This window comes from Variovorax saccharolyticus, assembly GCF_030316765.1.
Lineage (GTDB): Bacteria > Pseudomonadota > Gammaproteobacteria > Burkholderiales > Burkholderiaceae_C > Variovorax > Variovorax saccharolyticus.
Window position 1 is genome coordinate 45,676 of record NZ_JASZYT010000017.1, and the last position, 12,249, is coordinate 57,924.

The following is a 12,249-nucleotide window of genomic DNA, read 5'->3' on the forward strand; positions in this document are numbered from 1 at the left end:
TGAACATGCCTTCCGCCACAGTGGTGGAGCGTCTGCTCTGTGAAGACGCCTTGTTGCGCATCGACGAGACTACGCGCTGTCGCGGCCGTCGTCTGCGGACGCGTCGATGGCGGGGACGGCGGCAAGGTCCGAAGTCCTGATCAGGGAACTCGAGCAAGCCGACTGCCTTGTCATCGCAACGCCCATGCACAACGACACCGTCCCTGCTGCGTTGAAACTCTGGATCGACCAGTCGCTCGCGTGCGACACACATTCGATGTCGGTCCGAACGGGAAAGTCGGGTTGTTGCGCGACCGCCCAGTCATCGTTGCAGTGGCCTCGGGCGGCTGATTCTCCGGCGAAGGTTCACGGCAACTGGACTTCTTGACGCCTTACCTGAAAACCCATCTTGAACATGATCGGCCTTCGCGATGTGAAGTTCTTCTGCGTGGAGGGTGTCGCCTCCGGCCCGGCAGCGGTTACAGGGGCGAGGGCGCAGGCAAGCTTGGCCCTCCAGGATCACTTTGCCGCCGGGCGTTGGGGCCGCATGCAATCAAGCGTTGGACCACTCGCACGGTCGCAGCCCCTGCCGCCGAGCGCGAAGGGTCGCCTCGGCGTCACTCGTTGATTGGCTTTCGTTGTCCGTCACGGCGCCTACCAGCGCCGCAAATTCATGGCCCCGGGCTTGCGGCTCCATGTCTGTTGTCGCATGGCGCTCAGCTCCAACAACGCTCGCGCCACCAGCGCGACGGGGCGGGTGTCCTCCTCGCTCGACGTTGAGCGGGCATCAGTGGCGCCGACTGCGCGTGGTTCGCGTAAACTCCAGCAAGGCATTCGCCGACGACGGAACTCCGTTCCGCAGCCTGTGGGCGATCGTCGAGACCACGCGTAGGGCTCCGATCCCCGCACCTATCCGCTCGCTCTCTCCGTGGAGCCGAACCTCGTCAACAAGACTGCGCGCGCGCGAAAACGCGGCGCTCTACCGCAGTCGGCAGGCCAAGCAAGGCCCTCCAAGTGCCGAAGATCAGCAACTTCAACAGGCGGTTAACTCCGGACCTTCGATGTCGACCTCCAATCGCAGCTGGCACCTCTTCGCAGCGCTCGTACTTCTCCACGCGGCAGGCCTGCTGTTCGCACCAGGTCCGTTGGCGCCTCTCATCGCAGCTTCGGTGTACTTGCCGCTCATGCCGCTGCAGAAAATGGGCATCCCTGTCTTTGGCTCTGCCGAATCCGGAGGCTGGGCCGCTCCGTCGTTTCTTGGATGGGCAGCAGTCGTCGCCGTGTGGGCCGTCACATGGTGGGCCGTCGCCAAGCTCACCCTTGGCCTGTGCCGCCGCGTCGGCACATCCAGGTCAGGCGAAGAAGCCTAGGCGCTCTTCAGCCGGACGACAGGGAGCCTTGCGCGAATGAGTTCAACGAGTCAACCTCCTGGGACTTTTCGCCTTCCAAGAGGAGCATGAAATGGCGCGTCAGATTGTCTTCACCACCAAGGCTGCAAAGCCGCCGGCGCTCTACAGCCAAGCCGTCAAGGCGGCCGGGCTCGTGTTCGTCTCCGGAACGGCGCCGATCGATGCCACCACCGGCGCAATCAGAGGCAGCACCATTCAGGAGCAGACTGCCCAATGCCTGGCGAACATACGCGCCATCCTCGAAGAAGCCGGCAGCTCGATGGACAAGGTGGCGAGCATGACAGTGGTGCTCGCCGATGAAGACGATTTCGCTGGCATGAATGAGGAATGGCTGAAGTGGTTTCCCTCCGACCCGCCTGCTCGCCAGGGTGCAAAGCTGCCCGCTCGCATTCCGGGACTCAAAGTGTCCATTGCAGCGATTGCTGAGGCTTAGCCCTGCCAGGCAGCCGCGGGAAGCGAACGCTTCAGTCCGCAAACGCATGGGTCGAGGTCAGGTTTTGGGGAGAGCACGAGGTCCGCTTCGGGCCGCCCCGAAGCGCCTGGTGCCTGACAGGCTACGGTAGGCTAGGAGCAGTCGCTCGGCTCTGCCCCCGCCGAGTCGATTCGTACGGGGCAAGCAAATTGGACGCACTGGAACAATCGGTCGTCCGGTCAAAATGCAGGGGTCAACGGTTGAGGCAACGACATGGGTGAAGAGCGCGGCTACTGGTTTCCGGCGAAACGCTATGGCTGGGGTTGGGGTCTCCCGACGCGCTGGCAAGGCTGGGCGGTTCTCATCGCCTACTTGCTCCTGCTCGGTCTCGCCATCCTCGTTTTCCGCCCAGACCGGACTCCAGTTGCGTTTCTCGCGTCCACCGGGATTCTGAGCCTCGGCCTGGTCGGGATTTGCTGGCTGAAAGGCGAGCCACCGAAATGGCGCTGGGGATGACTGCGAAACGTCGGTCGTGACCACATCTTTCCTCGGGCGTCGCGCAATTCACAGTCGTCTGCCGCCAGGACCGGACGCTCGACCTACCTTCAACAGGGGAGCTTGCACATGACCAAGAACGAGGACACCCGGGCTCGCGTCGAAGCGTCGCCGCAGGACTTGGCCGAGCGTCTGAGCATTTCGGCGGGTGCCGCTGCTGACGCAACGAAACTTGTTGTCGAGTTGCGTCGGCTGACCAACCAGCCCGGCGGCAGCGGGCGGGAGGCTATCCAGGAAATCCTGTCTCGCCTGATGGACCTCACCCGCCTGAGCATGATGGCTGGCCACCCGGACGCTACGCTCGAGCGCCTCAAGGCGTCAAGGGCCGCCTCCTCTCGGTGAGCATCCGCGAAAGCGGACTCACGCACCGAACTTTACGGTGCCAAGTATGCGCAACGCCCCCGCGTTGGCATCTCAACCCAGAATGCGGCGACACGCCCGACGAACCAAAACCCGGAGAGGGCGCCGATGCCGTAGGGCACGCATTGAGCGACGCGCCGCCCGACGGGTGCCGACATCCCCAACCGACCGGCACTCCACAACGTCCCCAGGACTGCGCCGATGAAGGCGAGCTGGCCGAACTCGACGCCGACATTGAAAGCCAACAGCGCCAGCGGAATGGCCCCGCGCGGCAAGCCGATTTCGCAGAGCGCGGCGAATCCGAAGCCGTGAAGCAATCCGAAGCTTCAGGCGATCACCCGCCTGCGAGAACTTCGGTCCCTGGCCTGCATAGCGCACCGGCAGGTCGAGGCGCTGCTGCTACTCGCGTGTACCAGCCCTTCAAAGCATTCTTGGTTGGGTAAACCATCTGTCTTGGGGTGGGCCTAACCCTTTTGCCAAGCTTGATGTAAAGCTCAACGGCTCGGATTCTGTCGTCGTACGAATGCACGAACTACTCCTGGTAGTTCCAGTCTTCGTCCGCATCCCCGGTGGGTCACTTCTGGATGGAAATCAACTGTTCAGTGGCTTCGTGCAGCGAGCAGCAAATCAGCCGCCTCTGTGCGTGCCGAACGGCGACAAACTTCCTCAAGTTCCTGGATGACAACGTCGATGCGTTGTAGGAACAGTTTGCGGCTTTCGGGGACGCCACGCGTGCTCAACGCCCACGCGAGCTGCGCCAAGCGTTCTTCCTCCGCATGGCGTGCCCACGGCTTCAATTCGCAGTAACAGAGAAGCGCAAGACGCCCGAGTGTTTCGTGCCGCCTGGCATGGGCCACTTCTGCCACGAGATCGTCGAGGCCGAGCATCAGGTTTTCAGTGCGCGCATTCATGTTGCAATGCAGCATTTTGCTGCCCCAGCCGGCGGGCGGAGCTCAATTTGGCTACCGTTCAAGTGATTATTAACAAGATGCATCTACGCCCCCTACAGGGGTGCTGACACTTACATGTGCTGTGCGATCCATGCAACGAGTGCTGCAAAGCGGCAAGGGCCGCGATCGCCAGAACTCTGCGCTTGACAAGCTGGCCCGATCAGAAACGCGGTCGTCGCTCCCTCCAAGTATGTCCGCCTCAGGTGAAACCGGTCGTCGCCGGGCTTGACGGCCGCACTCGGGCTGGAGCAGCCGTGATCCTCGACAAACAGCGACTTTCGCGGGCCGCTTGCGAGCTGGATAAAGTGAAAGCGATGAATCGACTGCCATAGCAGCATGGCGCCCGAGAAGGTTGACGCGCCTTTCAGCCCTTGCGCTGGAGGTGTTCGGCTTCCAGCGTTTGCACCAGAGCCAGTGCATCCTCGAACTCAAAGGCGTTGATCCTCCGGGAGATTCCCCGGATCGCGTTTTCGCTCGCGGGGCGTTCGGCCACGAACTGCTCCAGTTCGGCGGCAAGCTCCAGCGCCGCCGGGTCGCTGTCCAGGAGTCGCTGTTTCAGGTCCCTGACGACAGCTCCGAACCGGTCCGGCGCTCGGGCGACCGGCAGCGCCGCCGCCTCCTCACTGCCGGCCGCTTCGAGTCCTTGCAAGCCACCCAGCACGACAGCCAGATCGCGGCACACCGCGCTCAGCGGCTCGGTCAAGGCAGGTTGCTGCAACCCCGCTTGACATGCCGCTTCGAGCGCTGCGGCGGCCTGCGCGAGCGATACGGCTCCGATGTGGCCCGCCGTGCCGCGCAGCGTGTGGGCCATGCGCACCGGCGCCGAAGCGTCGCCGCTGTCAACGGCCATCGCGTAGGCGCTCTCGAAGTCGGCCTGGGAGTCGCGAAACCTGATCAGCATTCGCCGATACAGGTCGGCACGCCCCTGGCACGTCGCCAGACCCGCGACTTGATCGATGCCCGGCAGGGAAGGAAGACGCAAGTCGTCCGGCTCCAACGCAACTTCGCGCCGGCCGACCGCATGCGGTCGAGCCGTCGCCGGCCGTGCATGGATCCACTTCGCCATTGTCGCGAACATCGTGGCCTCGACCAGCGGCTTGGCGATGTGGTCGTTCATGCCGCAGGCCAGCGCCTTCTCTCGATCACCAGCCAAGGCATTGGCCGTCATCGCGATGATCGGCAGTTCGCGAAAGCGCTCCTGGGCGCGCAGCCCGCGGGTGGCCGAATAGCCGTCCAGCACCGGCATCTGGCAATCCATCAACACCCCGTCGAACGCGCCATCCCGCTCAAGCAGCGCGATCGCCTGCGCGCCATCGGACGCGACCGCCACCGTGACCCCGGCGCTCTCCAGCAGTTCCCGCGCAAGCTCCAGGTTCATGTCGTTGTCGTCGACCAGGAGGACCCGTGCGCCGGCGATCTGCACCACGGCGGCATCGGCGCGACCGCCAAGCTCCGGCGCCCGCTGCTCAACCAGTTGTCCCATGCCGAGCACCCGACCAATCGCTTCGAGCAAAGTGGAGGGGGTCACCGGCTTGGTCAACACCACGGGCAGGCCGATGCCCTGCCGCTCGGCCGCCTCCAGCGCTTCGTCCCGGCTGAAGGCAGTGACCATGATGACCGCAGGGGGCCGCGCGGGCGCCTGCACATGGATCTGCCGCGCCACCTCGACGCCGTCCATGCCCGGCATCTTCCAGTCCAGCAGCACCAGATCGTGCGGCCGGCCGATGCGCCCGGATGCAGCCACGCAAGCCAGCGCTTCCTGCCCGCTACGGGCCACATCCACCTCGAGCCCGAAACCCTTGGCCATCGTCGAAAGGATCTCGCGCGCGCTTGCGTTGTCATCGACCACCAGCGCGCGCAGGCCCAGGAGTTCTTCGGCCTTGAACATGCGGCGCGGTTGCGGTTGCGCCTGCAGGCCCAGGCGCGCCGTGAAATGAAAGGTAGATCCCTTCCCAGCCTGGCTGTCGACCCAGATGCGGCCGCCCATCATATCGACCAGATTCTTCGAGATGGTCAGGCCCAGACCGGTACCGCCGTAGCGACGCGTGACAGAGGTGTCGGCCTGGCTGAAGGCCTGGAACATGCGTTCGATCTGCTCGGGCGTCATGCCGATGCCGCTATCGCTGACCCGGAAATGCAGCTCCACTTCGTCACCGTGCCGCTCGTTCGCCTGGACTGCGACGATGACCTCGCCCGCGTCGGTGAATTTGACGGCGTTGTTGCCCAAGTTCACCAGCACCTGCCCCAGGCGCAAAGGGTCGCCGACCAGGGCCGTCGGCAGGTCGGCCGGCGAGGTGAATAACAACTCGAGGCCCTTGTCCTCGACCTTCAGGGCCACCATGCTCGCAAAATCGGCCAGGACGTCTTCGAGCCGGAATGGCACCCGTTCGAGGCCCATCTTTCCGGCCTCGATCTTCGAGAAATCGAGGATGTCGTTGATGATGCCCAGCAGGTTCTCGGCAGAGCGGTGCACCTTCTCGACGTAGTTGCGCTGTCGCTTGTCGAGCGCCGTCTTGAGCGCCAGGTGGCTCATTCCGATGATCGCGTTCATCGGCGTGCGAATCTCGTGGCTCATGTTCGCCAGGAAATCGCTCTTCGCGCGGGATGCCTCCTCGGCGATCTCGCGGGCGCGCATCACTTCGGCCTCGGCGGTGCGGCGCTGCGTGATGTCGCGCACGGAGGCGCAGATGCATGCGCCGCGTCCGTCGATCGCCGGCAACTGTGACAGGCCGATCTCGACCGAAAACCGGCTGCCATCCTTGCGCAGGCCTTGCAAGTCGGCCTGTGTGCCGCCCATTTGGCGCGTCAGCCCTTGCGCCATGAAGCGGGCGCGCAGGTCGGGATGGCGTGATCGGCTGTCGAGCGGAACCAGTGTTTCCAGCGCTTGACCGACCAGCTCACCTGGCAAATAGCCGAAAAACTCGTTGAGCCTCTGGTTGGTGAGCAGAATGCGGCCCTCGGCATCGACGACGAGGAGGCCATCGGGCGCCGCCTCGACGATGCCCTGGTACCAAGCCCGTGTCGCCTCAAGCGAGGGCTGCGTGGCTTCCACCGGCGTGCCCATCGCGCATCCCTCAGGGCGGATCGGCGATGAAGGCGAGCGCATCGATCTGCCTGGCCATGTCCGCCTCGGTGTCGGCAAAGCGCTCGGCGATCTCGCGGAAGCCGTCCGCGCGCGCAAGGAACGCATCGACGATGTCCGGGTCGAAGTGGGAGCCGCGGCCTTCCTGGATGGTTTTCACCGCCTGCGCGTGCGGCATGCCTGGCTTGTAGACGCGGCGGGATATCAGTGCGTCGTACACATCGGCCACGGCCATCAGGCGCGCCGAGATCGGAATGTCGTCGCCGGACCGGCCTTCGGGATAACCGCTGCCGTCCCACTTTTCCTGATGGCCGTGGGCGATCTCCCTAGCCAGGCGCAGAAACGGCACGTCGATGCCGAGGTGCTTCTCGGCCTGTGCGATCGCGTCGCGTCCCAGCGTGGTGTGGGTCTTCATGATCTCGAATTCTTCGGGGGTCAACCGGCCCGGCTTGAGGAGGATGCGATCGGGAATGCCGATCTTTCCGATGTCATGCAGCGGCGCCGATTTGAACAAGAGCATGATCGTCGCATCGTCGAGGAAATGAGCGAAGCGCGGATGGTGGCGCAGGTGATTGGCAAGCACCTCGATGTAACGCTGCGTGCGGCGGATGTGGTTGCCTGTCTCGTTATCGCGCATCTCGCACAGCCAGGTCATGGCACTGATCGTGGCGTCCTGGACCGCCATCAACTCCTGCGTGCGGCGTGCCACCTCCTGTTCGAGACGGGCGTTGTGGTCGCGCAAGATGTCGGCCGCGGCCTTGACTTTGAGCTGCATCTCCACCCGCGCCAGCAGCACCGGTGGCCGGATCGGCTTGGTGATGTAATCCGCCGCGCCGAGTCCGAGCCCGAGTGCCTCGTCCTGCTCCGAGGACAAAGACGTCAGGAAGATGATCGGAATGTCGCGCGTCTGCGCATCGTCCTTGAGTTCGCGCGCGACCTCGTGGCCCGACAGGCCGGGCATCATGACGTCGAGCAGGATGAGGTCAGGTGGGGCGCCGCGCCGCACGATCTTCAAGGCCTTCTCGCCACTGTTGGCAACCTTGATAAGGTACGCGTCCTTGAGCAGATCGCTCATGAGTACGAGGTTGTCGGGCGTGTCGTCCACGATCAGCATGGACGGTCGCCGAGCCGGGTCGTGATCCAGGTTCATAGCTCACCCTTCTGGAGTGCAGGCCCTGCTTATACGCCGAGGACGCTGACCTGACCAATCGGACAGTCGTCGGCGCCGTAGTGGCGGCCGTTCCAATTGGTCACGTTCGCATGCCAGCGATCAGCGACACGCCGGCCGGCATTCGCCGAGCGCCTTGATGGCTCCCGCGAGTGGCGGCCTGGCTAGCCCGCCTGGTGCGGTCTGGCTTGGAATGGAAAACGCAAGTTCCTTCACCTCGGGGCCTTTCCTGCCTGCGCTGCTCGAGTGGGGTGGGCTGGTTCCTCTTCCGGCGCCTTCTGTCGGACATTTCCGGGGACGTGACTGTGGTATTGGTCGCCTCCACAGTGCTGCCGCTCGTACCCCCCGCACGGAAGGGATTGGCCGGCGGCGCCATCTTCATCGGGCTGGGCCTGGGGCGTCGCTGCTTCGGGATCGCCGATCCCCGTGCTCCTGAACTACGGCCTGCGCCAGACGTCTTGGCCTGGGGGCGCTATCGCTCGTTCTCACCATTCTGAGTTGGACCGCCCGGCCCGCAAGTGCAAAGCGGACCGCCACCTCGCAGAGTTCAAACGGGCAATCGCCCTCCGGTACGAAGCGCGCACACGCCTTTGGCGGTAAGGAGCCGCTTTTTCGCTGCCTTCGAGTGATACAAGTCCCGCCATCTCGCGGGGGCCGCCAAGGCGCTTTCGCCACCCAACCGGACGCTGGGTCTTGTGTTGCATCACTACGGCGCGAGTTGCTACCTGGTCGCCGTCGCAGACGTCCCGAACCTTAGGACTGACGAGGTCACAGCCCCGCAACTTCCTATCGATTCCGAGATTGAACAGGGCAAGCTCACGCACTCGGCTTTCCATTTGGACATCATGGCATCCAATCTCAGTGTCCCTCATCGCGAGCCGTGGAACACGGGGAACGATCGTCGGGCAGAAGGCATTAAAGAAGCCCTGGTCCAGAACTGCATGCTCGCTCGAATAGAGTCATGCAAAGAACGGGTGGGGTGCTCCTCGGGTTCCCCGCTGCTCCACGACCTGGAGCATCCGATACAGATCGCGATCCGGCACCGCCAGAGCGAATTCCTCGCGCAACACGGCGGCGAACGCTTCCGGCGTTTCAAGGTTGCGCCGATGGCTTTCGCCACTCGAGGCGCGCAGGGTGACCCGATCATTGAACATGGTCAATCGGCTGCCATCAGGCAAAGGACGCGCAGCGATCATGTTGTTCGGATAGGGCGCGTCCGGATGTGTGGCGGTGTACCAGTTCGCGACCTCATATTCAGCGTCGTACCGCGGGTACGGAATCACTCGATAGATGTGCTCCCATCGCTGCCCCAGCAACTGCTGGAGCGTCAACTCTCCGTTGACTTCGATGAATCGCATGAGACCATGCGGCGTGGGCTGTTCGACATGAGGCGCAAGCACCAGCGGAGCCGTAGGCGCCAAGTTGCCGAAGCCAACGTCCGCGAGGTAGGGGCCCTGCGGCAATTCGACCTGGAGCAGCATGTGGATGGCCGGGCGGGGTGCGTCGATGGCCATGCCGCGAACGACACGTCCCTGCAGGCTCGTCACCCGATAGCCCAGGCTACGCAAGCCAGCGCGAAAGAGCATGTTCAGTTCGAAGCAGTAGCCCCCGCGCTGGTGGTCGACCATCTTGCGTTGAAGTTCAGGCACGCCGAGTTTCGGCACGCGGCCTAGCGTGATGTCCAAGCTTTCGTAGGCAATGGCGTGCGCCTGCGAGAAGACGAGGCCGCGAAGCGTTTCGAGCGTAGGCGCTAGCGGGCCAGCGTACAAGATGCGCATCAACCATGCATCGCGATCGAAACCATTCCCTGTCATCGCACTTTCCTGTGGCATCCTTCGTTTGGGCGGTTCGCAATGCTGCAGCGCACGGCTTCTGGAGTCAACTGCGACGGCCGTTGAAGCCCGAACGGCAGCTTCCGACGCCTGGAAAAGTCCTCCGGAAGGTCTGCTTTGGGCCTTGACCACCACTCAAGCGACGTGAATTGCGGTGGCTCGATCTGGCTTCGAAATCGGGTTGGGGCAGTCGGCGAGGGGATGCACTTCAGGCGATGTCCGCAATGCCTTGGGACCGGCCGAATGTCCTGGGATTTCGCGGCACCTGAATGACCGCACTCGGGATCACAGCGCAAGTTGGTCTGGCGGCAGGGGGGGACCTCAAGCGCTGTAAAGCTGATCCCTGGCGAGCTTGACCGGAACATGTGGAGTCAAGACCCGACCGCACGGATCTCGGCCTATTGCGAGCGCACGTAGAGCCCCACCACCCGCATCGGGCTCGCTGTGCCGACCTCCGCCGACGATTGCACCCTTGCCAAAGCCTTGCCTCCCGGCCGCGTGAACGAAAGGGACGTTTGCTCCCACTTTCGAACGCACTTGCGAAGGAGCATGGGGCCACAAGTGCACAAAGGAATTTCCGGACCCGCTCCTCGGTCAGATCCGGCTCTTTGCCTTCGGCTTTGCGCCCAAGAGCTGGCGACTATACCGGGATGACTGCAAGCGCTAGGCCGCGGCGCCTTGGCGGCGCGACGCTCATCGACTCCCATGGGCCCGCACTGCGCTTTCGCGGACGGTGATGGAACCCGTAAGTGGCCGTTGGGTGTACAGGCCGCGCCGGCGGCTGCCGCCCGCAGGGGCGGCCGAAGCCATCGCGGCATGCGGTGCCCGAACACGCGCTCCTCGCTGACAGAGACTCGTCAGGGTTCCGGCCATGCTGGGTATCCTTCGCTAATCACACAGCACATCTATGACACGCCGCCGCCCCTGCGTTTTCCCCATCATCGACGTGCTGGACCGGGCTCAAGCCGTCAGGAGTGCCGAGATGGCCTTCGCCTTGGGTGCGGACGGCATTTTCTTCATGAACTCGGATGACGACGACGGCGTGCTCCAGGCGGTCACGAAAGAACTGCGAGCCTGCTGGGGCGACAGGTTGCTGGGGGCCGGGTATGCGACGCTGGGACCGGCCGCGGCCTTGCAGCGCAGCCTGCGTGACCACCTCGATGCCACCTGGACCGCTCGCAGGGATATCACCAGTGAGGCGGCATCGTCCGATGCGGTGGAAGCATCGAAGATCCTCCGCGGCCATCGCGACCACCGCGTGTTTGCATCGATCGGGCTGCCTGACCATCTGGAGGATCCGCGGCCCGGCGTGGCTGCGGTGCGCGCGCAGGATCTCGGGATGATCCCGACGACCGGCGCTGAAAAGGGGCCGGTGCCGTACCGAAAGCTCGGCATGATCCGCGGGGCCATCGGCGATTCGCCGCTCGGCCTTGCCGCCTGGGGCCCGACCAGCCTCGCTGCGTTGACCACTCTTCCGAGCCATGTCTTTGTCTCCACGGCAGGGATGGAAGGCTTTCAGTATCTGGATCCGGACCTGTTTCGCACCTGCATGGGCCGGGTGGCCGAAGCCGTTGCGCGGACCGCAGCGGGTCCATCGAACCCCTGGTGGTGAATCCGGTGCGTATCGATGCGGAGCCCCCAAGCGCGGCGGCCCGGCTGAACCCGCGCGCAGAGGTCGAGCAGGACGCCGGGGCCAACGCCAGAGCCTCAACGTGCTCTGCAGTTGCGCGAGCGGCGTGCCAGCGCAGCGTTGTTGGTTCGTTTCCGGCCCGGTCGTTGACAAAGACCGACGCCAAACGGCAGTGAAAAAAACTGAAATCATCCATGAACCGTCGGACCGATTTCATTGACCTCGCAAGGTGGGAAGGACACCCGTCGGCCGTCAGCCGGGGAGTGGCTGGCCGCCGTGGAAACGCAGGCCCAGGCCGCAGGGGTGCGAACGCAGCTCTTCCAGCGCATGCTTGACGGCCCCGCGGCGGGCATTTTGCAGGGTAGGCCGCCATCGCGTGATGCATGAGGTCCGGACGTCCCGCCGCCGGGGGCGCGCGAGGCGCCTTGTAGGTCCACGCCGATTGCACGGAGGGGCGTGGCCGCGGATGATTCTTCCCCGCAAACCGGAACTTCCACGGCCTGAAGAGGCGTTGCGCCGCGCGAGGCCAGCCGGGATGGAGCATCAACATCAAGATGGGAACAGCCGTATGAGCCTGCTGCGCGTCGACCTTTACCAGAGTGCCAGCGATCCGGAGAAGTTTCTCGCTGTCCCGGCCGGGGTAGATCCCGGCGAGCTCATGGGCCCGATGATCTTCGACAAGGAATACGCCCACGTCGTGCGATACCACGAAGCCTTCGAATTCGATCCAGCCCAGACTTACGCCGGCGCCAACGCAGCCAAGATTGCCGCGGACATTCTGACGGTGAAATGGGCGACATTCAGCCGAACCCCCTCGGTCAGCTCCTAGCAGCTTCACGCGCAGGCGGTCACAGTTCAACCTTGCGGCCGAG

At 64.2% G+C, this 12,249-nt stretch carries 11 protein-coding genes and 1 pseudogene; 6 read left to right on the top strand and 6 right to left on the bottom strand.

The annotated features are described in order from the left end of the window. Positions 1 to 106: 106 nt before the first annotated feature. The 4 genes from QTI45_RS33155 (at position 107) to QTI45_RS33170 (ending at position 2,697) form a co-directional block, all read left to right on the top strand. Positions 107 to 367, top strand: a complete 261-nt coding sequence (locus QTI45_RS33155; RefSeq protein ID WP_286372394.1) for an NAD(P)H-dependent oxidoreductase — start codon at positions 107 to 109, stop codon at positions 365 to 367. A 1,073-nt stretch (positions 368 to 1,440) separates the two neighbouring features. Continuing rightward, complete coding sequence (locus QTI45_RS33160; RefSeq protein WP_286372395.1) at positions 1,441 to 1,821, top strand: RidA family protein; 381 nt, start codon at positions 1,441 to 1,443, stop codon at positions 1,819 to 1,821. Between the two features lie 252 nt (positions 1,822 to 2,073). Next, a complete protein-coding gene (locus tag QTI45_RS33165) occupies positions 2,074 to 2,316 on the top strand; it encodes a hypothetical protein (protein WP_286372396.1) in 243 nt (80 codons plus the stop codon). Between the two features lie 108 nt (positions 2,317 to 2,424). Beyond that, complete coding sequence (locus QTI45_RS33170) at positions 2,425 to 2,697, top strand: hypothetical protein (RefSeq protein ID WP_286372397.1); 273 nt, start codon at positions 2,425 to 2,427, stop codon at positions 2,695 to 2,697. Between the two features lie 32 nt (positions 2,698 to 2,729). Here QTI45_RS33170 and QTI45_RS33175 read toward each other — a convergent pair whose 3' ends face one another. The 6 genes and pseudogenes from QTI45_RS33175 to QTI45_RS33200 form a co-directional block, all read right to left on the bottom strand. Continuing rightward, on the bottom strand, positions 2,730 to 3,032 hold the full coding sequence (locus tag QTI45_RS33175) for a HupE/UreJ family protein (protein WP_286372398.1): 303 nt from the start codon (positions 3,030 to 3,032) through the stop codon (positions 2,730 to 2,732). A gap of 282 nt (positions 3,033 to 3,314) precedes the next feature. Then, positions 3,315 to 3,626 carry a hypothetical protein gene (locus QTI45_RS33180; protein ID WP_286372399.1) on the bottom strand — a complete coding sequence of 104 codons (312 nt, stop codon included), beginning with the start codon at positions 3,624 to 3,626 and terminating at the stop codon, positions 3,315 to 3,317. 403 nt (positions 3,627 to 4,029) lie between these two features. Continuing rightward, complete coding sequence (locus tag QTI45_RS33185; protein WP_286372400.1) at positions 4,030 to 6,729, bottom strand: PAS domain-containing hybrid sensor histidine kinase/response regulator; 2,700 nt, start codon at positions 6,727 to 6,729, stop codon at positions 4,030 to 4,032. Between the two features lie 10 nt (positions 6,730 to 6,739). Continuing rightward, on the bottom strand, positions 6,740 to 7,897 hold the full coding sequence (locus QTI45_RS33190) for an HD-GYP domain-containing protein (protein ID WP_444813197.1): 1,158 nt from the start codon (positions 7,895 to 7,897) through the stop codon (positions 6,740 to 6,742). A 695-nt stretch (positions 7,898 to 8,592) separates the two neighbouring features. Then, positions 8,593 to 8,757: pseudogene (locus QTI45_RS33195) on the bottom strand (integrase); the annotation flags it as partial. 117 nt (positions 8,758 to 8,874) lie between these two features. After that, positions 8,875 to 9,729, bottom strand: coding sequence for an arylamine N-acetyltransferase family protein (locus QTI45_RS33200; protein ID WP_286372402.1), 855 nt, complete (start codon positions 9,727 to 9,729; stop codon positions 8,875 to 8,877). Between the two features lie 1,000 nt (positions 9,730 to 10,729). On the opposite strand from QTI45_RS33200, the gene QTI45_RS33205 reads away from it, so the two are divergent. Further along, a complete protein-coding gene (locus QTI45_RS33205) occupies positions 10,730 to 11,359 on the top strand; it encodes a hypothetical protein (protein ID WP_286372403.1) in 630 nt (209 codons plus the stop codon). Between the two features lie 586 nt (positions 11,360 to 11,945). After that, a complete protein-coding gene (locus QTI45_RS33210; protein ID WP_286372404.1) occupies positions 11,946 to 12,206 on the top strand; it encodes a hypothetical protein in 261 nt (86 codons plus the stop codon). Positions 12,207 to 12,249: the final 43 nt, after the last annotated feature.

Excerpts from the sequence above, each read along its gene's own strand:
- QTI45_RS33155 (WP_286372394.1), top strand. The coding sequence starts at position 107 with ATGGCGGGGACGGCGGCAAGGTCCGAAGTCCTGATCAGGGAACTCGAG.
- QTI45_RS33160 (WP_286372395.1), top strand. The coding sequence starts at position 1,441 with ATGGCGCGTCAGATTGTCTTCACCACCAAGGCTGCAAAGCCGCCGGCG.
- QTI45_RS33165 (WP_286372396.1), top strand. The coding sequence starts at position 2,074 with ATGGGTGAAGAGCGCGGCTACTGGTTTCCGGCGAAACGCTATGGCTGG.
- QTI45_RS33170 (WP_286372397.1), top strand. The coding sequence starts at position 2,425 with ATGACCAAGAACGAGGACACCCGGGCTCGCGTCGAAGCGTCGCCGCAG.
- QTI45_RS33180 (WP_286372399.1), bottom strand. The coding sequence starts at position 3,626 with ATGAATGCGCGCACTGAAAACCTGATGCTCGGCCTCGACGATCTCGTG.
- QTI45_RS33185 (WP_286372400.1), bottom strand. The coding sequence starts at position 6,729 with ATGGGCACGCCGGTGGAAGCCACGCAGCCCTCGCTTGAGGCGACACGG.
- QTI45_RS33190 (WP_444813197.1), bottom strand. The coding sequence starts at position 7,897 with ATGAACCTGGATCACGACCCGGCTCGGCGACCGTCCATGCTGATCGTG.
- QTI45_RS33200 (WP_286372402.1), bottom strand. The coding sequence starts at position 9,729 with ATGACAGGGAATGGTTTCGATCGCGATGCATGGTTGATGCGCATCTTG.
- QTI45_RS33205 (WP_286372403.1), top strand. The coding sequence starts at position 10,730 with ATGGCCTTCGCCTTGGGTGCGGACGGCATTTTCTTCATGAACTCGGAT.
- QTI45_RS33210 (WP_286372404.1), top strand. The coding sequence starts at position 11,946 with ATGAGCCTGCTGCGCGTCGACCTTTACCAGAGTGCCAGCGATCCGGAG.